15 protein-coding genes are annotated in these 18,686 nt (G+C 69.5%); 3 read left to right on the top strand and 12 right to left on the bottom strand.

Annotation, left to right across the window (positions count from 1 at the left end; genetic code table 11):
* The first annotated feature begins 133 nt into the window (after nucleotides 1-133).
* On the top strand, nucleotides 134-823 hold the full coding sequence (locus AC6CR5_RS22800) for a M24 family metallopeptidase (protein ID WP_498084983.1): 690 nt from the start codon (nucleotides 134-136) through the stop codon (nucleotides 821-823).
* Nucleotides 824-909: 86 nt separating this feature from the next.
* Here the strand turns inward: AC6CR5_RS22800 and AC6CR5_RS22795 are convergent, their stop codons facing one another.
* Nucleotides 910-4,521, bottom strand: a complete 3,612-nt coding sequence (locus tag AC6CR5_RS22795; protein WP_498084982.1) for an indolepyruvate ferredoxin oxidoreductase family protein — start codon at nucleotides 4,519-4,521, stop codon at nucleotides 910-912.
* A 170-nt stretch (nucleotides 4,522-4,691) separates the two neighbouring features.
* Between AC6CR5_RS22795 and mutY the strand changes: the two genes are divergently transcribed.
* A complete protein-coding gene (gene mutY, locus AC6CR5_RS22790; RefSeq protein ID WP_498084981.1) occupies nucleotides 4,692-5,768 on the top strand; it encodes an A/G-specific adenine glycosylase in 1,077 nt (358 codons plus the stop codon).
* Between the two features lie 282 nt (nucleotides 5,769-6,050).
* Here the strand turns inward: mutY and AC6CR5_RS22785 are convergent, their stop codons facing one another.
* Together AC6CR5_RS22785 and AC6CR5_RS22780 are read right to left on the bottom strand one after the other, a co-directional pair.
* Nucleotides 6,051-7,007 carry an IS110 family RNA-guided transposase gene (locus AC6CR5_RS22785; protein WP_049055769.1) on the bottom strand — a complete coding sequence of 319 codons (957 nt, stop codon included), beginning with the start codon at nucleotides 7,005-7,007 and terminating at the stop codon, nucleotides 6,051-6,053.
* 318 nt (nucleotides 7,008-7,325) lie between these two features.
* Complete coding sequence (locus AC6CR5_RS22780; RefSeq protein WP_020925358.1) at nucleotides 7,326-8,144, bottom strand: helix-turn-helix transcriptional regulator; 819 nt, start codon at nucleotides 8,142-8,144, stop codon at nucleotides 7,326-7,328.
* A 201-nt stretch (nucleotides 8,145-8,345) separates the two neighbouring features.
* Here AC6CR5_RS22780 and iaaH point away from each other — a divergent pair, with 201 nt between their 5' ends.
* Nucleotides 8,346-9,791, top strand: coding sequence for an indoleacetamide hydrolase (gene iaaH, locus AC6CR5_RS22775; protein WP_498084980.1), 1,446 nt, complete (start codon nucleotides 8,346-8,348; stop codon nucleotides 9,789-9,791).
* 31 nt (nucleotides 9,792-9,822) lie between these two features.
* On the opposite strand, the gene AC6CR5_RS22770 is transcribed toward iaaH, so the two are convergent.
* The 9 genes from AC6CR5_RS22770 to AC6CR5_RS22730 form a co-directional block, all read right to left on the bottom strand.
* A complete protein-coding gene (locus AC6CR5_RS22770) occupies nucleotides 9,823-11,385 on the bottom strand; it encodes a mannitol dehydrogenase family protein (RefSeq protein ID WP_498084979.1) in 1,563 nt (520 codons plus the stop codon).
* The gene (gene manD / locus AC6CR5_RS22765; RefSeq protein ID WP_006386881.1) at nucleotides 11,373-12,584 is read right to left on the bottom strand and encodes a D-mannonate dehydratase ManD; all 1,212 of its coding nucleotides are present in this window, start codon (nucleotides 12,582-12,584) and stop codon (nucleotides 11,373-11,375) included. Before manD ends, AC6CR5_RS22770 begins: the two co-directional genes overlap by 13 nt.
* A 28-nt stretch (nucleotides 12,585-12,612) precedes the next feature.
* A complete protein-coding gene (locus tag AC6CR5_RS22760) occupies nucleotides 12,613-13,344 on the bottom strand; it encodes an amino acid ABC transporter ATP-binding protein (protein ID WP_026383606.1) in 732 nt (243 codons plus the stop codon).
* A gap of 125 nt (nucleotides 13,345-13,469) precedes the next feature.
* The gene (locus AC6CR5_RS22755) at nucleotides 13,470-14,129 is read right to left on the bottom strand and encodes an amino acid ABC transporter permease (RefSeq protein ID WP_006392648.1); all 660 of its coding nucleotides are present in this window, start codon (nucleotides 14,127-14,129) and stop codon (nucleotides 13,470-13,472) included.
* Nucleotides 14,126-14,791: an amino acid ABC transporter permease gene (locus tag AC6CR5_RS22750; RefSeq protein WP_006392647.1), complete on the bottom strand. Its 666-nt coding sequence runs from the start codon at nucleotides 14,789-14,791 to the stop codon at nucleotides 14,126-14,128. Before AC6CR5_RS22750 ends, AC6CR5_RS22755 begins: the two co-directional genes overlap by 4 nt.
* A gap of 31 nt (nucleotides 14,792-14,822) precedes the next feature.
* The gene (locus tag AC6CR5_RS22745) at nucleotides 14,823-15,860 is read right to left on the bottom strand and encodes an L-idonate 5-dehydrogenase (protein WP_054516664.1); all 1,038 of its coding nucleotides are present in this window, start codon (nucleotides 15,858-15,860) and stop codon (nucleotides 14,823-14,825) included.
* A gap of 12 nt (nucleotides 15,861-15,872) precedes the next feature.
* Nucleotides 15,873-16,706: a substrate-binding periplasmic protein gene (locus tag AC6CR5_RS22740; protein WP_498084978.1), complete on the bottom strand. Its 834-nt coding sequence runs from the start codon at nucleotides 16,704-16,706 to the stop codon at nucleotides 15,873-15,875.
* A 130-nt stretch (nucleotides 16,707-16,836) separates the two neighbouring features.
* Complete coding sequence (locus AC6CR5_RS22735) at nucleotides 16,837-17,703, bottom strand: substrate-binding periplasmic protein (protein WP_054443771.1); 867 nt, start codon at nucleotides 17,701-17,703, stop codon at nucleotides 16,837-16,839.
* 83 nt (nucleotides 17,704-17,786) lie between these two features.
* A complete protein-coding gene (locus tag AC6CR5_RS22730) occupies nucleotides 17,787-18,515 on the bottom strand; it encodes a FadR/GntR family transcriptional regulator (RefSeq protein WP_020925365.1) in 729 nt (242 codons plus the stop codon).
* Nucleotides 18,516-18,686 lie beyond the last annotated feature (171 nt).

Raw genomic sequence — 18,686 nt, 5'->3', positions numbered from 1 at the left:
CACCGCCCGGGTTGGCCGCCGCGCGCGCCACCCTGGCCGCAATCCGCCCCATCCGCCGCTGGTCCGTGACCGCGGGCGCGCCCAGACTTTCCGTACCGCCCTTTCCGGGCTTGCCACGCAAGGAAACCGCCCCATGCAAACCCCTCATTCCGATCCCAGCGAACGCGTCGGCCCGGCTTTCTCGGTCGACGGCATGCTGCTGGCCCGCAACAAGACGCGCCAGGCCATCGAGGACATCGCCGCCCGCATCCGCCCCGGCATGATCGAGGAAGACGCCGTCGCCCTCGCCAAACAGACCTTGATCGACGCCGGAATGGCGCTCAGCTGGCATCCCACGCGGGTGCGCTTCGGCGCCAACACCATGAAGGCCATGCGCCAGGCCTCCACGCCCGGCGCGGTGCTGGGCGAACACGACATCTTCTTCCTCGACATCGCGCCGCGCCTGGACGCCTGGGAAGGCGACGGCGGCAAGAGCTATGTGGTGGGCGACGACCCCGGCCAGGCGCGCTGCGCCCGCGACGCCGAGGCGCTGTTCCATGATGTGCGCGGCGTCTGGCTGCGCCAGCGGCTGAGCGGCCAGGCGCTGTACGCCTACGCCGACCGCCAGGCGCGCGCCATGGGCTGGGAACTGAACTTCGACCTGCCCGGCCACCGCGTGTCCGACTTCCCGCACGCGGCGATCCACATCGGCTCGCTCGCCGACCTGGCCATCAGCCCGTCGGAGATGCGCTGGATCCTGGAAATCCACCTGCGCGATCCGCAGGGCCGCTATGGCGCGTTCTTCGAGGACATGCTGCTGGACGACGCCCACTATCCCGCGTGAAGCCCGCGCGAGGCACCGGCGCGCATGCGCCCGGCACCCGCGCGGCGGGCCCGACCGGCCGTCATGCGCCGCGCCGTCCCGCCCCGTTAGGCCGCCCGCGCGCCGCCGATCGACACCACGCTGGCGGTGAAATCCTTGAGCAGGGCCTCGCGCCGCGCCGCGGCCTTCTCCATCGCCGCCTCTTTCACATGGCCATAGCCGCGGATCTCCTCCGGCACGCTGGCCAGGGCGACCGCCCGATCCAGGTTGCCGCGATTGAGCTTGGACAGGATCGCGCTCAGCGTCTCGCGATACTCGCGCGCCAGCTCGCGCTCGGCGCGGCGCTCGCGCGTGTAGCCGAACGGATCGAAGCGCGTGCCGCGCAGGCGCTTCATGCGCGCCAGCAGGCGGAACACCCGCAGCATACCGGGGCCATAGGCTTTCTTGACCAGATGGCCGTCCGCGCCGCGGCGCGCGAACAGCGGCGGCGCCAGATGGAAGCGCAGCTTCCAGTCGCCCTCGAACTGCTCGCCGATGCGCTTGAGGAACTCCCCGTCCGTATAGAGCCGCGCCACCTCGTACTCGTCCTTGTAGGCCAGCAGCTTGAAGTAGTAGCGCGCCACCGCCAGCGCCAGGCGCTGGGTGCCGGTGGCCTCGTGCTCGGCGTGCGCCACTTTGTCCACCAGGTCGGTGTACTGCCTGGCGTAAGCCGCGTCCTGGTACTGCGTCAGGAACGCGCGGCGCGTTTCGACGACGCGCGCCAGCTCGCCGGCCGGTTTCTTCAGTTCCACCACCGGTTGGACCACGCGCGGCCGGCGAATCTCGATGATGCCCTCCGGATGCGCAGGAGCGCCGCCGCTTGCCAGCAGGCGCGTCACGCCGGCCAGGTCATGGGCCGCGCGGCGGCCCCAGGCGAACGCCGCCAGGTTGTTGGGCACCTGCTGGCCGTTCAGTTCGATGGCGCGCAGCAACGACTCGCGCGACAGCGGCAGCCAGCCCTTCTGGTAGGCGTAGCCCATCATCAGGGGATTGGAATAGATGGCGTCGCCCAGCAGCCCCACCGCCAGCGCCGACGCATCCACCGTGTGCAGGTTGTCCTTGCCGCAGGCGGCCTGCAGGTCGGCCGTCAGGTTGGCGCCCGGCAGCGTCCAGTCGGGATTGGTGACGAACGCGGCGGTGGGCGCGGTGTCGCTGTTGAGCAGCGCGCGCGAGCGGCCCGGACGCAGCCGCGCCATGGCGTCGGCGCTGGTCGCCACCACCAGGTCGCCGGCCAGCATCAGGTCGGCCTCGCCCATCGCCACGCGCGTGTTCATCAGGTGATCCGGCGTCTGCGCCAGCACCACGTGCGAATACACCGCGCCGCCCTTCTGCGCCAGGCCGGCCATGTCCAGCACCGAACAGCCCTTGCCTTCCAGGTGCGCGGCCATGCCCAGCAACTGGCCGATGGTGACCACGCCGGTGCCGCCCACGCCGGCGATGAATACGCCATAGGCCTGCGCCAGCGCCGGCAACGCCGGTTGCGGCACGTCGTCGTCGACCGCGCCTTCCGGCGCCAGCGCGCGCGGCTTGCGCAGCTTGCCGCCTTCCACCGTGACGAAGCTGGGGCAGAAGCCCTTCAGACAGGAGAAGTCCTTGTTGCAACTGGACTGGTTGATGGCGCGCTTGCGGCCGAACTCGGTCTCCAGCGGTTCCACCGACAGGCAGTGCGATTTCTGCGAACAGTCGCCGCAGCCTTCGCACACGCGCTCGTTGATGACCACGCGCCGCGCCGGGTCGGGATAGGCGCCGCGCTTGCGGCGGCGGCGCTTCTCGGTGGCACAGGTCTGGTCATAGATCAGCACCGACACGCCGGGGTGCTCGCGCAACTCGCGCATCACCGCGTCCAGCTCGTCGCGATGTTTCACCGGCACGCCCGGCGCCATGCCGGCCATGCCCTGGTATTTCTCCGGCTCGTCGGTCACCACCACGATCTTGTCGATGCCCTCGGCCGCCACCTGGCGGCTGATCATCGGCACGCTGATGGGGCCGTCCACCGGCTGCCCGCCGGTCATGGCCACCGCGTCGTTGAACAGGATCTTGTAGGTGATCGGCGCCTTGGCCGCCACCGCCGCGCGGATCGCCAGCAGGCCCGAATGGAAGTAGGTGCCGTCGCCGAGGTTGGCGAACACGTGCTTTTCCTCGGTGAACGGCGCCTGCCCCAGCCACGGCACGCCCTCTCCGCCCATCTGCGTGTACACCTGCGTGTTGCGGCCCATCCAGGTCACCATGTAGTGGCAGCCGATGCCGGCCATGCCGCGCGAGCCTTCCGGCACCCGCGTCGAGGTATTGTGCGGACAGCCCGAACAGAACCACGGCTTGCGGTCTTCCACCACGCGCGGGCGCGCCAGCGCCTGTTCGCGATCGGCGATGAAGGCCAGGCGCGCCTCGATGCCGGCGCGCACGTCGGCCGGCAATTCGAAGCGCAGCAGGCGCGCGGCAATGGCCTTGGCCACCATCGCCGGCGAGAACTCGTAATGCGCCGGCAGCAGCCAGTTGCCCTGCGGCACCGCCCATTCGCCGCCATCCTTGTCGTCGAACTTGCCGACCACGCGCGGGATCTTCTTGCCGCTGCCGATCCAGCTGAACAGTTCCTCCTTCAACTGGTATTCGAGCACCTGGCGCTTTTCCTCGACCACCAGGATCTCGTCCAGGCCATCGGCGAAGCGCGCCATGCCGGTGGACTCCAGCGGCCACACCATGCCGACCTTGAACAGCCGCAGGCCGATGCGCTGGCACACCGCCTCGCTCAGCCCCAGGTCGGACAGCGCCTGACGCGTATCCAGGTAGGCCTTGCCCGAGGTCATGATGCCGAAGCGCGCGTCGCGCGCCGGCACCTGCCACAGCTCGCGGTTCAGGTTGTTGGCGCGGGCGTAGGCCAGCGCCGCGTACAGCTTGTAGTCCAACAGCCGCGCCTCCTGCTGCAAGGGCGTGTCCGGGATGCGGATGTTCAGGCCGTCCGGCGGCAGGCGGAAATCCCCGGGCAGCACGATCTGCACGCGGTAAGGATCCACGTCCACCGAGGCCGACACCTCGACGATGTCGGTGATGCACTTCATGCCGACCCAGACGCCGGCATAGCGGCTCATGGCCCAGCCATGCAGGCCGTAGTCCAGCACCTCCTGCACGCTGGAGGGGAACAGCGCCGGGATCATGCAGGCCTTGAGAATGTGGTCGCTCTGGTGCGGCAGCGTCGACGACTTGGCCGGATGGTCGTCGCCGGCCACCACCAGCACGCCGCCGTGCGGCGAGGTGCCGGCGGCGTTGGCGTGCTTGAACACGTCGCCGCAGCGGTCCACGCCCGGCCCCTTGCCGTACCACATGCCGAACACGCCGTCGTACTTGGCGCCCGGGAACAGGTTGACCTGCTGGGTGCCCCACACCGCGGTGGCCGCCAGGTCCTCGTTGATGCCCGGCTGGAATTCGACATGGTGCGCCTTCAGGTACTTGGCCGCCTTCCACATGTTCTGGTCGACCCCGCCCAGCGGCGAGCCCCGGTAGCCCGACACGAACCCGGCCGTGTTCAGCCCCGCGCGCAGGTCGCGCAGCCGCTGCATCATCGGCAGGCGCACCAGGGCGTGGATGCCGCTCATCCAGGCGCGGCCGCTTTCCAGGGTGTATTTGTCGTCCAGCTGGACGGATTCGAGCGCCGCGCGCAGCGCGGGCGTGAGGGGGGCATTCATGTCTACTCCGAGGGTCGTGGAACGCCCGCGGCAGCCAACGCACCACGCCCTCTTGAAGCGCATGCGGGCAAGCGGCGGGAGGTGAATTCCGGGCGCTCGATGCGCCTCTGTCCTACGGTTGTAACCGCTCGCCCCACCCCCGGCAATAGGGCGATGCGATAATTGTGGGCATGGACTTCGCCCCTCGCATCGTCGCCTGGCAACGCCAGCACGGCCGCCACGATCTCCCCTGGCAAAACACCCGGGATCCCTACCGCATCTGGCTCTCCGAGATCATGCTGCAGCAGACGCAGGTGGCCACGGTGATCCCCTACTACGAACGCTTCCTGCAGCGCTTCCCCGACGTGGCCGCGCTGGCCGCCGCCGCCCAGGAAGATGTGATGCCCTACTGGGCCGGCCTGGGCTACTACGCCCGCGCCCGCAACCTGCACCGCTGCGCCCAGGAGATCGCGCGCGACTGGAACGGCCGCTTCCCGCCCAGCGCCGAAGCCATCGCCACCCTGCCCGGCATCGGCCGCTCGACCGCCGCCGCCATCGCCGCCTTCGCCTATGGCGAGCGCTCGCCCATCCTGGACGGCAACGTCAAGCGCGTCTTCACCCGTCACTTCGGCATCGCCGGCGACCCCGCCAGGCGCGAGATCGAGCAGCGCCTGTGGGCCCTGGCCGACGCCCAGGTCGAGGCCGCGCCCGGCCTGGACATGGCCGCCTACACGCAGGGCCTGATGGACCTGGGCGCCACCCTCTGTACGCGCGGCAAGCCGGCCTGCGAGCGCTGCCCGGTCGCCGATACCTGTGTTGCCCGGCGCGAAGGCCGCCAGGCCGAACTGCCCACGCCCAAGGCGCGCAAGGCGATTCCGGAACGCGAGACCGCGATGCTGGTGCTGCAGCACCAGGGCGCGTTCCTGCTGCAGCAACGCCCCGAACCCGGTATCTGGGGCGGCCTCTGGAGCCTGCCCGAATTCGACGCCGCCGGCGACCCCCTGGCCGCCTCCCGCGCCCTCGGCCTGGACCCCGAACAGCGCTTCGAACTCGCCGCCTTCGCCCACACCTTCACCCACTACCGCCTGCACATCCGCCCCTGGTACGTGCCCGTGCGCAGCGCCTCGCTGCGCCAACCCACGCAACCCGAACGCTGGGTCACCCAGGCCGAACTCCCCGACACCGCCCTGCCCGCCCCCGTCAAGAAACTCCTGCTGGGCCTGATCGACGCCGGCCTCCCCGGCGACCTGCAGGCCAACAGCAAGTAGCGCCCTCCGACCGCCCCCCACGCGCAGCGTCACCGCCCCGACGCCAGACACCCAAACGCCAAAGAAGGCCGCCCGCGCGGCCGCCTTTGGCGACCCCGCAAACCCTTTCCGCCCCGAAGATTGCTGACAAGAACGCCAAGCACACCGCCCGCCCCAACAACCGCCGTTAAGTCACGACGCGAGCGAGTGGCGGGGCAGGCGGGGGATGGCGGGGCGTGTAGATGCGCCCGGCGGAAACCGAAGGCAGCCGCCGTAGGCGGCAACGAGATTCTATGGTCCGGATCAAGCTTTTTTCAGGTTCAACCTCCCCGGATCGAAGGCTTGCCCGGTGCGCCAGACCCCGTAGGCAATACGCAACAACTTGCGCGCAATCACCACCAGCGCTGCCGTCGAGGCCAGCCCACGGGCCCTGAGCATGGCGTAGTAATCCTTGAAGTGATCCGTGCGGGCTGCCGAACTGGCCGCGTTGTACAGCAACGTCCTGGCGGCCTTGTCGCCCTGTTTGCTCAAGCGTCGCCGGCCAACTTTGCGGCCAGACTCGTTGGGCCGCGGATCTAGCCCGCAGAACGCCACCGCCGCATCGCTGCTGGCGAAGTGGATACGGTTGAACAAGGTCGTCAGGGCGGCCCCGTTGATCGGCCCGATGCCGCAGATGCCGGTCAACAGACCGTAGGTCTTGGCCCACTCGCTCTGAGCCTTGATCTTGGCGATCAACTCGCGTTCGAGCTGCTCGGCCCAGCAACCCAGACTAGCTAAGGCCTGCTTCTGATGCTTGCTGGCGCAGCCATGACGCTGCGCCGACAGTCTCAAGGACGTGCCCACCCGCACCACCGTCGACCTCAGTGCCTGAAGTGCCCGAACCTGTTGCAACTCGGGCGAGATCGGCTCGTAGCGGTGCAGCTTGGCGTGGCGCTGAGCGATGTACTGCGCAATGACTTGGGCATCCAGCCGGTCGGTCTTGCCTCGGTTGCCCAGCGAGATCGCGTAGTGGTGCACGTGCGTCGGGTTCAAGACATACACCACGAACGCGCGCTCGTGCGCCAGGCGGGCCAACAATTCCTGGTAGCCCCCGGTCGCCTCCATTGCGATCACGCTGCCGGCCGGCAGGCGCTTGAGCCAACCGACGATGCCGGATCGGCTGTTGGGCAGGACCCCGGACACGATTGCGCCCTCGTGGCCGGCCACTTGCAGCTCGAACTTACCGACATCGACTCCAATAAAGCAGCCAGATATTTGCATGATGGCTCTCCCTGCGATACGTTTAGTCCGCTGGGGTAGCCTCGCCTCGGGCGTTACCTTGCGATCAATCGGCGGTCCTAGGCCGCTAGATTCCTTATCGACGCTGTGAGGCGGGGTGGGATGCTCTCGTTGTGGCAGTCCGGGTGCTACCGGCTGATGGTTGAGCACGTCCCTACCCCAGCACCCTCCCACCGCGGAAGGTGCACCCACACCATACAAGGTTGAGCACGGGGCAGTCCGGAGCGAACGCTCCGGACCGCAATCGTAGCCCCGCCATCCCCCGCCTGCCCCGTCGCTCGCGCCTCAAGAACCCACTCGTCACGCATCCCCCAGCAACATCACCAGCTTCAGATCCAGATGCGTCGCCAGGCGAAACGTGATCTGCTGGAACGCCATCCGCCCCCGCCGCGGATGCGCGAACTCGCGCAGGCCGCCTTCGCGTTCGACGACGGCGTGCCGGTTCCACCAATGCGCGAACACGGGACTCTGCCGGTTCAGGGCGTCGATCAGCGCCAGCACCGCCGGCTCGTCCAGATGCGCGCCCGCGTCGGCCCGGAACTCGGCCACCACGCGCCGCGCGCGCTGCTCCCAGTCCACCACCAGTTCGCGCGCCGCCGGGTCCAGGAAGATGTAGCGCAGCAGATTCGGCTCCGGATCCCGGGTCGGCCAATCGTCGAATAGCTCGCGCAGCGGTTCATTACAGGCCAGCACGTTCCAGGCCCGGTCCAGCACGTAGGCCGGCGCGGTGATGGCGTCCACGCACTCGCGCAGCGAACCCGGCGCCCCCAGCGCGTCATCGCGCGCATGCTGCGGGTCGGCACAGTCGGCCAGGTCGAACAGATAGGCCCGCTCGGCCCGCGCCAGTTGCAGCACCCCCGCGATGCGCGACCAGACCGACGGCGATACCGACACCTCGCGCCCCTGCTCGATCCAGGTGTACCAGGTGACGCTGATGCCGCACAGCTGCGCCACCTCTTCGCGCCTCAGCCCGGGCGTGCGGCGCCGCATGCCTTCGGGCAGGCCGGCCATCTGCGGCGTGATGCGCGAGCGGGCGCTGCGCACGAACTCGCCCAGCGCCTGGCGGCGCAGGCGGGAGCCTTCATGGCCGGCGGCGCCGGCTTGGGGGGAAGTGTTCATACCAGGATAAGGGAGGCACTTGTACGTGTATAAGCTCCGCCTATCTTACGCCTGTCCGCAGCGATGGCGCTCCGCTACGCCGACAGGCGACCATGGGTCGGACCGGCATATCGACGAACGGCCCGGGCCGCGCTACGGTCGACCCTGTACAGAACGGCATCGAACCGACGACACCGCATCAACACGAAGGAGACACCCCCCATGCCCGTCCCCCAGACGTCCCCGAGCTGCCCGACCGTGACCGAAGCCGCGGCGCTTTTTCGCGATGGCCAGGTCACCAGCGAAGCCCTCACCCGGGCCTGCCTGGACCGCATCGCGGCCCGCCAGGACCTCAATGCCTTCATCACGGTGGACGCGGACGGCGCGCTGGCGCAGGCGCGGGCCGCCGATGCCGCGCGCGCCGGGGGACACACCGCCCGGCCGCTGGAAGGCGTGCCCGTGGCGATCAAGGACAACATCCACGTCGCGGGGCTGCCCAACACCGCCGGCACCCCGGCCCTGCGTGACTTCATCCCGGCCGAGGACGCCCCGATCGTGCGGCGCCTGCGCGAAGCCGGAGCCATCATCGTCGGCAAGACCCACATGCATGAACTGGCGTTCGGCGTGTCCGGCTACAACTCGGCCTATCCCGGCCCGCGCGGCGCGGGCACGCGCAACGCCTATGACCCCGAACGCATCGCCGGCGGCTCGTCCTCGGGCAGCGGCGCGGCGGTGGGCGCGCGCCTGGTGCCGGCCGCGCTCGGCACCGACACGGGCGCCTCCGTTCGCCTGCCTGCCGCGCTCAATGGCGCCGTGGGCTTTCGGCCTTCGGTGGGCCGCTATGACGGTTCGGGCATTACGCCGATTTCGCATACCCGCGACACGCCCGGGCCCATCGCCAACGGCATGGCCGACATCGCGCTGCTGGATGCCGTGCTGACTGGCGACGACAGGCCGTTGCCAGCGCTGGACGCCGCCGGCCTGCGGCTGGGACTGCCCGGCTATTTCTGGCAGGACCTGGACCCGCAGGTGCAAGCCGTCGCCCAGGCCGCACTTGAGCGCCTGCGCGCGGCCGGCGTGACGCTGCTGCCGTTGGACATGCCCGGCCTGGAGGCCAGTAACGCCGCGACCGGCATGCCGCTGTGCCTGTACGAACAGAAGCCAGACCTCACCGCCTACCTGGCGCGCCACGAGGTCGGCGTCAGCTTCGAGGAATTGGTGGCGCGAATCTCCAGCCCCGACGTCAAGGCCATCTTCAACGACCTGGTCGTGCCGGGCGTGCTACCCACGCCATCGGGCGAACTGCTGCCGCTGCAGCCACTGTACGACAGCGCCATCGCGGTCCATCGCGGGGCGCTCATCGACGTCTACCGCCGCGCATTCGAGCAGCATGCGCTGCACGGGCTGCTGTTCCCCACGGTGCCGGTGCCGCCGCCGCTCGCCGCGCCCGAGGCCAGCAGCCTGGAGTCGTTCCTGCGGCTGGCGCGCAACGTCGACCCCGGCAGCAACGCGGGCCTGCCCGGCCTGAGCCTGCCCGCCGGCCTGTCGGACGACGGCCTGCCGATCGGATTGGAGGTGGATGGCCTGCCGGGCGAGGACCGCAAGATCCTCGCGGTCGGCGTGGCGCTGGAACCGTTGCTGGGCCGCCTGGCGCCGCCGCCAGCCTGATGCGCCTTTCGGCGCGGACGGCGGCCGCGTATCAGTCCTGGCCCGCGCGCATCGCGGCCAGGGTCGCCTCCAGCGCGCCGGCCACGCCCAGCGTGCGCAACGACTGCGCCGCCTGCGCCACCTCGCGCACGAAACGCTCGTCGCGGCCCAGGTCGCCGAACACGGCGGCCAGGGCTGTCATCTCGCGCGCCCAGGCCAGCGCGGCGGCCGGCCCCGGCGGCGCCTCGCGCGCCGCCTGCTCCGCCTGCGCCAGCCGCTGCGCCAGCGTCTCGGCCAGCGGGTCATCGATGGGATAACGCCGTCCTGCCTGATCCACCCCGCGCAGGAAATGCAGCCAGCCGGCCAGCGCCAGCGCCAGCCCGGCGATCGGCCGGTCCGCCGCCAGCCGCGCCCGCACCGTGCCCAGCAGGCGCTGCGGCATCTTCTGCGATCCGTCCATGGCGATCTGCCGCGTCTGGTGCCGCAGCGCCGGATTGGCGTAGCGTTGCAGCAGCCGCTCCTGGTAAGCCGCCAGGTCCAGGCCCGGCAGGGCCGGCAGGGTCGGCGCGATCTCGTTGCGCATCAGGTCGGCCAGATAGCGCCGCAACGCCGGCTGCGCCACGGCCTGGTCCACCGTGGCCCAGCCCGCCATCACCGACAGGTAGGCCAGCGCCGAATGCGCGCCGTTCACCATGCGCAGCTTGAGCGTCTCGAAAGGCGCCGCCTCCGTGGCGAAGCGCGCCCCGCCCGCGGCCCAGTCCGGCCGGCCGGCGGCAAAGCGATCTTCCACCACCCATTCCAGGAATGGCTCGGCCTGCACCGGCCAGGCGTCCATCATGCCCAGCGCCTGCGCCACCGCGGCGCGATCCTCATCGGTGGTGCGCGGCACGATGCGGTCCACCATCGCGCAGGGAAAGGCGCAGGCCTGGTCGATCCATTCCGCCAGCCTCGCGTCCACCTGCGAGGCGAAGGCCAGCACCAGGCCGCGCAGCAGGTGACCGTTGCCGGGCAGGTTGTCCAGCGACAGCAGCGTCACCGGTCCCAGGCCCGCCGCGCGCCGGCGTTGCAACCCCCACACCAGGAAGCCGATAGTGCTGCGCGGCGCCAGGGGCTGCGCCAGATCGTGCGCGATGTCGGGGTGCGCCAGGTTCAGCGCGCCGCTGGCCGGATCGTGGCAATAGCCTTTTTCGGTCACGGTCAGGCTGACGATGCGCGTATACGGACTGGCGATGCGCGCCAGCACCGCCTGCGGATCCTCGGGCGCCACCAGCGTTTCCAGCAGGCAGCCGATCACGGCCAGCCGCGCTTGCGGCCGGCCCTCGGCGTCGGCGCTGCGCAGCGCCAGCGTGTACAGCCCGTCCTGCGGCGCCAGCGCGTCGCGGGTATCGGCCTGCCGCAGCGACACGCCGCAGATGCCCCAGCGCGGGTCGCCGCTGGCATGCAGGGCCGCCTCATTCACCGCCGCCAGGTGGCCGCGCGCGAACGCGCCCAGCCCCAGGTGCACGATGCCGGCGCGCAGGGCGCCGCGGTCGTAGGCCGGCCGCGCCACGCCGGGCGCCAGCGCCTGCAGGCGCGCCGGATGCAGCCGGACGGCCGCCGGGGCTACCAGTTCCATAACGTGCCGTCCTGCTGCAGCCGGTTCACCGGCAGGTAAGCGCGCTTGTACGGATACTTGGCGGCCAGCTTCTCGTCGATGTCCACGCCGTGACCCGGCACATCGCCCGGATACAGCATGCCCTGCGAGAAGGTGTAGGCGTGCGGGAACACCGCGTCCGTCTCCTCGGTGTGGCGCATGTATTCCTGGATGCCGAAGTTCGGCACCCACAGGTCGAAATGCAGCGCCGCGCCCATGCACACCGGCGACAGGTCGGTGGCGCCATGGCAGCCGGTGCGCACCTGGTACAGCGAGGCCAGGTCGGCGATGCGGCGCAGGTGGGTGATGCCGCCGGCGTGCACCACGGTGGTCCGGATGTAGTCGATCAGCTGGTTCTGCACCAGGTCCTTGCAGTCCCAGATCGAGTTGAAGATCTCGCCCACCGCCAGCGGCGTGGTGGTGTGCTGGCGGATCAGGCGGAAGGCCTCCTGGTTCTCGGCCGGCGTGGCGTCCTCCATCCAGAACAGGTTGTACGGCTCCAGCGACTTGCCCAGGCGGCCGGCCTCGATCGGCGTCAGGCGGTGGTGCACGTCGTGCAGCAGGTGATGCTCGAAGCCGAGCTTTTCGCGGATGCGCTCGAACAGCTTGGGCGCATGTCGCAGGTACTTCTCGGTGGACCAGTCGTGCTCGCTGGGCAGATCGGCGTCGGCGGGTTCGTAGAACAGGTTGCCGCGGCCCACGCCGTAGACCTTGTCCAGCCCCGGCACGCCGCTCTGCGCGCGGATCGCGCGGTAGCCCATGTCGGCGTAGCGCAGCACCTCGTCGACGGTGTGCTCGATGTCGCTGCCGTTGGCGTGGCCGTAGACCATCACCCCGGTGCGGCTCTTGCCGCCCAGCAGCTGGTACAGCGGCAGGCCGGCGGCCTTGGCCTTCAGGTCCCACAGCGCGGTGTCGACCGCGGCGATGGCGGTCATGGTGACCGGGCCCCGGCGCCAGTAGGCGCCCTTGTACAGGTATTGCCAGATGTCCTCGATCTGGTGCGCGTCGCGGCCGATCAGGCAGGGCACCACGTGTTCGGTCAGGTAGGCCGCCACGGCCAGCTCGCGCCCGTTCAGGGTGGCATCGCCGATGCCGGTCAGGCCCTGGTCGGTCTCGATCTTCAGGGTCACGAAATTGCGGCCCGGCGAACAAACAATGACGCGTGCGTTCGTAATTTTCATCATGGATTCCGTGAAACGGGGGGGGTGTTCAGCCTTCCCAGCCCAGGTGGCTGAGGAAGTCGCGGGTACGGGCGACCTGCGGGTTGTCGAAAATCTGCGCGGGCGGGCCCTGTTCCAGGATGGCGCCGTTCTCGAACACCACCACCCAGTTGGCCACGCGCCGGGCGAAACTCATTTCATGCGTGACCACGATCATGGTCATGCCTTCCTGCGCCAGCTTCTTCATGACGTTCAGCACCTCGCCCACGGTCTCGGGGTCGAGCGCCGAGGTCGGCTCGTCGAACAGCATCACTTCCGGCTCCATCGCCAGGGCGCGGGCGATCGCCACGCGCTGCTGCTGGCCGCCGGACAGGTTGGCGGGGAAGTTGCCGGCCTTGCTGGCCAGGCCCACCTTCTCCAGCAGCGCCATGGCGCGGGCCCGCGCCTGCTCCGGCGCCATGCCGAGCACGGTGATCGGCCCCATGGCGACGTTGTCCAGCGCCGACTTGTGCGGGAACAGCTCGAAGCTCTGGAACACCATGCCCATGCGCTGGCGCACCTTGCGCACCTCGGACTCGGCCTCCGGCACCGCCACGCCGTCCAGCAGCACGCGGCCGCCGTCGATCTTCTCCAATGCGTTGGTGCAGCGCAGGAGCGTGGACTTGCCCGAGCCGGACGGGCCGATCAGGCACATCACCTCGCCCTTGTTGACCTGCAGCGAGACGTCGTTCAACGCCACGAAGTCGCCAAAGACCTTGCGCACGTGCTCGTACACCAGCACCGGCGGCTGGTCGGCGCCCTTGCGGGTGGCGGCCGATGCCGCGGCAGCGGTCGCTGCGGCAGGCGTTGCTGCGGCGGCCACCGCCGCGCCGGCCGTGTCGGCCGTTTGTTCCAGGATCATCTCGTTCACTCCTTGACTCCGTATTTGCGGTGGATCCAGTCGACCAGCTTGGCCTGCGGATAGCCCATCAGCCAATAGATCACCGCCATCGCGGTCAGCATTTCCAGCACGCGGAAGCTCTGCGCGCGCACCTGCATCGAGGCATAGGCCAGCTCGCTGACGGCGATCACCGACACCAGCGAGGTGTCCTTGAACAGCGATATCCAGGTGCTGGCCAGCACCGGCAGGATGCGCCGCGCCGCCTGCGGCACCAGCACCTTGAACATGGCCTGGCGGCGCGACATGCCCATCGCCAGCGCGGCCTCCATCTGGCCCTTGCGGATCGAATTGATGCCGGCGCGGAAGGTCTCGGAGTTGTAGGCCGACACGTTCAGCACCAGCGCCACCAGCGCCGTGGTCACCGCCGAGAACTGCACGTCCAGCGCCATCGGCATGACGTAGAACGCCCAATAGATCACCAGGATCAGCGGCAGGTTGCGGAAGAACTCGACGATCGCCACCGCGACGCCGTTGGCCACGCGGTTCGACGACAGCCGCATCAGTGCCAGCACCATGCCGCCGGGTACCGCCAGCGCCATCGTCACCACCGTCAGCATCACGGTCATGGCCGCGCCCTGCAGCAGCACCTGGCGCGAGTCCCAGATAATTCCCCAGTCCAGATTCATGAGCGCCCCAGGTGTGCGTAGCGTTGGTACAGCCGGTCCACGCCGCGCGTCACCGGAAACAGGATCACGAAGTACGCCACGATCACCGCGGTGAACACCTCGATCGGCCGGTAGCTCTGCCCGGCGATGGTCTCGGCCTTGTGCATCAGCTCGGGCACCGCGATCACCGTGGCGATGGCGGTGTCCTTGATCGCCACCGTCAGCACCGAGCCGAAGGCCGGCAGCATGCGGATGGTGGCCTGCGGCAGGATGATCTTGCGCAGCGCCTGGGCCCGCGACATGCCGAGCGCCAGGCCGGCGCGCATCTGCCCCGGCCGCACCGACTCGATGCCGGCGCGGATCACCTCGGCCGAATAGGCCGCGATGTGCAGCGTCAACGCCACCAGCGCCGCCCAGAACGGCGCGAAGGTCACCCCGGCCAGCAGCGGGAAGGCGAAGTAGATCCACACCAGCACCACCAGCACCGGGATGGCGCGCATGCTGTCGATGTAGAACACCAGCAGCACCCGCAGCCAGCGCGGCCCGTACAGGCGCAGCAGCGCGATCACCAGGCCCAGCAGGATGCTGGAGACGGCCGTGACGGCGCTCAGCGCCACCGTGATGCCCAGGCCGCTGGCGAAGAAGCGCCAGTTATCGACGATGGGGGAAAAATCGAAGTCCATGCAATCTCCGTGCGATTCGCGAGCGCCGGGCTCAGAACGTCACCATCACTTTCATGGCCTGGCGCCGGTCCGCCGCCAGCGCGAAGGCCTCGTGCGCCTGGCGCGCCGGCACGGCGGCCGTCAGCAGCGGCGCCACGTCCACCAGGCCGCGGCCCAGGTAGTCGACCGCCCAGGCGTATTCATCGACGAAGCGGAAGCTGCCGATGACGTTCAGGCTCTTGACCATGATCTGGTTGAACGGGCACTGCTCGCTGCTGCCATTGAGCGTGCCCACCGTGACGATGGTGCCGCGCGGCCGCGTGGCGCGGATGCAGTTGGCCAGCCCGGCGTAGTTGCCGGAGGCCTCGAAGCACACATCGACCGTGCCCTTGCCCGCCGCCAGCTCGTCCAGCGCGCCCGGCTCGGCGGCGGCGTTGATGGTGCGCGTGGCGCCGACCTTGGCGCAGGTCGCCAGGGTCTGGTCCACGATGTCGACCACGATGACCTGGCTGGCGCCGGCCAGGCGCGCCGCCATCAGCACCAACGCGCCGATCGGCCCGGCGCCCACCACCATCACCGTCTTGCCCAGCAGCGTGCCGGCGCTGCGCACCGCGTGCAGCGCCACCGCCAGCGGCTCGCCAAAGGCGGCCAGCTCGAACGACAGGCTCTCCGGCACAGGCACGCACTGTTTTTCCTGCACCACCACCTGCTCGCGCATCGCGCCCTGCATGTGCGGATAACGGCTGGCGCTGCCGAAGAAGAACACCGCCTCGCAGTGGTTGGAATCGCCCTGGCGGCAATAGCGGCACACGCCGCAGGTGCGCGCCGGATCCAGCGCCACGCGGTCGCCGGGCTTGACGGCGGTGACGGCCGAACCGACCTCCAGCACCTGGCCCGAGGCCTCGTGGCCCGGCGTCAGCGGTTCGCGGATGACGAAATCGCCGACCCGGCCGTGGCGGTAGTAATGCAGGTCCGAACCGCAGATGCCGACCGCCTTGACGCCGACGCGCACCTGCGTCGGGCCCAGCGGCTCGGGCGCCTGTTCCACCAGCCGCAGGTCCTCGGCCCCATGAATCGCGCAATTGAGCATGGTGTGTCCGCCTTACTTCAGGTTCTGCGTCACGCGGCGTTCTTCGGCCACCAGTTCGGGATGCATGCGCGCTTCCACCTTGCGCAGCCACTCCAGGTACACCGGCTGGTTCTTGGCCACGCCCATGCCCGCGTCGATCGCGAAGATCTTGCTGTCCTGGCAGTCGTTTTCCTTGGGGAACACGGCCAGGCCCTTGACCTTCCTGCTGATGTTGGGCCACAGCATGCGGTTCAGCGGCGCCACGTCGGAGCGGCCCGCCAGCACTTCCTCTATCGGCGCCACCGAACCCGAGTTGGTCACGCCGCGCAGCTTGGCCTTGGGAAAGTTCTCCAGCACCAGCGGCTCTTCGCCCGCGCCCGAGAAGTAGGCCATGGTGATGCCGGGCTGGTTGAAGTCCTCGACCTTGGTGGCGCTGGTGAACTTGGGGTTGGACGCCAGGCCGAACATGCAGACGCTGGTGTTCGAGAACGTGACGAAGTCGATGATCTTGGCGCGCTCGGCGTTCTGGTTCAGCGGCCCGATCATGATGTCCATCTGGTTGGCGATCAGCGCCGGCACCTTGGTTTCGTGGCTGACCTGCACCGGCACGATCTTCACGTCCAGCAGGCGCGCGAACTCCTTGCCCAGCAGCCACGACGAGCCCATCCAGGGCTCGCCCGAGCCGGTGGTGTTCTGCACCAGCCACGGCGGGTTGTTGACCACGCCCACGCGCAGCACGCCGGCCTTGCGGATGGCGTCGATGCGCGGGCTCTCGCCGGGCGCGGGCGGCGTCTGCGCCTGGGCGGTGGCGGCGCCGGCCAGCAGCAGAGCGGTGGCGGCGAAACGGGTGAGAAAGGACGGTTGCATTGCGGTCTCCTTGGAGGCAAGCCCGGCGGCGGACGCCGGATGCGGGCGCGCGAGGCCGCGGGCAGTCGCCCGGGCCGCGCGCCTTGCGCGGGTCGGTGAATCCGGTGGGGTGGGGAAAGGCCGGAGCGGCCTACGGGGTCTGTTCGATGATGCGCATTTCGTCGGCGTCCAGGCGCGTCTTCATGCCGGCGGCCACCTGCCGCAGCCAGGCCAGGTATTCAGGCTGGTTCTTGTCAATGGCCAGGCCCACGGGCGAGGCCTTTTCGGTGCTCTGCTGGCAGTTGGCCTCGGCGGGCAGCACGGCCAGGCCGCGCACCTTGCGGCTCAGGCCGACCCACGGCACGCGATTGATCGGCGCCGCGTCGGCGCGCTTGGCCATGATTTCCTCGATCGGCGCGGTGGCGCCCGAGTTGGCCACGGCGCGCAGCGTGGCGTTGGGAAAGCGCTGCTTGACCCAGGCTTCCTCGGCGCCGCCAGTGAAGTATGCGATGGTGACGCCGGGCCGGTTCAGGTCATCGACCGACCTGGCCGCGGCCAGTTTGGGATTGGACGCCAGGCCGAACATGCAGACGCTGGTGGAGGAATACAGCACGAAGTCCACCACCTTCAAGCGTTCCGGCGTTTCGGCCAGCGGGCTGATGGTCATGTCGACCTGGTTGGCCGCCAGCACCGGCACCTTGGTTTCATGCGAGACCTGCACCGGCGTCAGCTTCACCCCCAGCAGGCGGGCGTATTCCTTGGCCAGCAGCCAGGCCGGGCCGCTCCAGCCCTCGCCGCCCTTGCCGGATACGTCCTGCAGCAGCCAGGGTGCGTTCTGCAGCACGCCGACGCGCAGCTCGCCGGCCTTGCGGATGGCATCGATACGCGCGCTCTGGCCCGCCGCGGGCGCTTCCTGCGCCATCGCCGGCGCCGCCAGCGCATAGGCCGCCAGCGCGCACGCCGACAGCATCGCCGCCGCCCTGTGCCAGGCGCGGCTCCCCTTGTTCCTTTGCTGCATCCTGTTGTCTCCTGATGTATGTCGCCCGGTTCCGGGGCGCGGTATCTTCCGCGCTCAGCCGGGGGCCGCCTGCCGGTATTACGTCAACGCCACCCCTGCGCGAACTCGCCGATCACGCGTTCGAGGTGATTGCGCATCGCCTGCCGCGCCCCATCCGCATCGCGCGCCACCAGCGCGCTGAAGATGCGCTGGTGATCTTCCTGCGAGGCCTGGCGCAATTCCTGCGTATGGAAATGCTGCTCGATCTTTTCCCAGATGGGGCCTTGCGCCTGGTCCCACATCGCCGTCACCGTGCCCAGCAGCACGCTGTTGCCGGTGGACTGCGCGATGTACAGGTGGAAACGGCGGTCGGCCTCCTGGTTTTCTTCCTTGTGCATCATCTGCTCGCGCATGGTGGTCAGCGCCTCGAAGATGCGATCCAGGTCGGCATCGTTGCGGGTGCTGGCCGCTAGCGCGGCGATTTCCGATTCGACCAGGCAGCGCGCGCGCAGCAGTTCGAACGGCCCCGCGCCCGGCTCCTGCGCGGCCGGCAGCCGCGCCACGCCCGGACGCGGTTCACAGACATAGATGCCCGAGCCGCCGCGCACTTCCACCACGCCCTGCAGCTCCAGCGCGATGATGGCCTCGCGCAGTGAAGTGCGGCTGACGTCGAAGCGCTCGGCCAGTGCGCGCTCGGCCGGCAGGCGCTTGCCCACCGCGAACTCGCCCTGCGCGACCAGGGCCTGGATCTGCGCGGCCAGCCGCAGGTAGGCGCGGTCGGCCACCGGCTTGCTGGCGGGTTCCTCGGGCTTGGGGATCAGTTGTAGTGTCATGGCGTTGAAAGTGGTTGGACCAAATATTATGTGGTTTACCAATTTGGCACATCATGGTTTACCACTATCCATTTGGTAAACCGTCCGAATAAAACAAAGCGCCGCGCCGGACGAGCCGGGGCGGCGCTGGGGTGGCGCTGGGATGCCGGGCGGGCCCGGCGCGGCGGCGGA

It is taken from the genome of Achromobacter sp. EG18 (genome assembly GCF_059759395.1).
Note: the sequence above shows the minus strand (reverse complement) of the source record. Positions and strands in the feature narration are given on the sequence as shown.

Bases quoted from the DNA above. Each gene is read 5' to 3' on its own strand.
- mutY (WP_498084981.1), top strand. From the start codon at position 4,692: ATGGACTTCGCCCCTCGCATCGTCGCCTGGCAACGCCAGCACGGCCGC.
- AC6CR5_RS22745 (WP_054516664.1), bottom strand. From the start codon at position 15,860: ATGCTCAATTGCGCGATTCATGGGGCCGAGGACCTGCGGCTGGTGGAA.
- AC6CR5_RS22730 (WP_020925365.1), bottom strand. From the start codon at position 18,515: ATGACACTACAACTGATCCCCAAGCCCGAGGAACCCGCCAGCAAGCCG.
- AC6CR5_RS22750 (WP_006392647.1), bottom strand. From the start codon at position 14,791: ATGGACTTCGATTTTTCCCCCATCGTCGATAACTGGCGCTTCTTCGCC.
- AC6CR5_RS22735 (WP_054443771.1), bottom strand. From the start codon at position 17,703: ATGCAGCAAAGGAACAAGGGGAGCCGCGCCTGGCACAGGGCGGCGGCG.
- AC6CR5_RS22755 (WP_006392648.1), bottom strand. From the start codon at position 14,129: ATGAATCTGGACTGGGGAATTATCTGGGACTCGCGCCAGGTGCTGCTG.
- AC6CR5_RS22770 (WP_498084979.1), bottom strand. From the start codon at position 11,385: ATGGAACTGGTAGCCCCGGCGGCCGTCCGGCTGCATCCGGCGCGCCTG.
- AC6CR5_RS22740 (WP_498084978.1), bottom strand. From the start codon at position 16,706: ATGCAACCGTCCTTTCTCACCCGTTTCGCCGCCACCGCTCTGCTGCTG.
- AC6CR5_RS22780 (WP_020925358.1), bottom strand. From the start codon at position 8,144: ATGAACACTTCCCCCCAAGCCGGCGCCGCCGGCCATGAAGGCTCCCGC.
- AC6CR5_RS22800 (WP_498084983.1), top strand. From the start codon at position 134: ATGCAAACCCCTCATTCCGATCCCAGCGAACGCGTCGGCCCGGCTTTC.
- iaaH (WP_498084980.1), top strand. From the start codon at position 8,346: ATGCCCGTCCCCCAGACGTCCCCGAGCTGCCCGACCGTGACCGAAGCC.
- manD (WP_006386881.1), bottom strand. From the start codon at position 12,584: ATGAAAATTACGAACGCACGCGTCATTGTTTGTTCGCCGGGCCGCAAT.
- AC6CR5_RS22785 (WP_049055769.1), bottom strand. From the start codon at position 7,007: ATGCAAATATCTGGCTGCTTTATTGGAGTCGATGTCGGTAAGTTCGAG.
- AC6CR5_RS22795 (WP_498084982.1), bottom strand. From the start codon at position 4,521: ATGAATGCCCCCCTCACGCCCGCGCTGCGCGCGGCGCTCGAATCCGTC.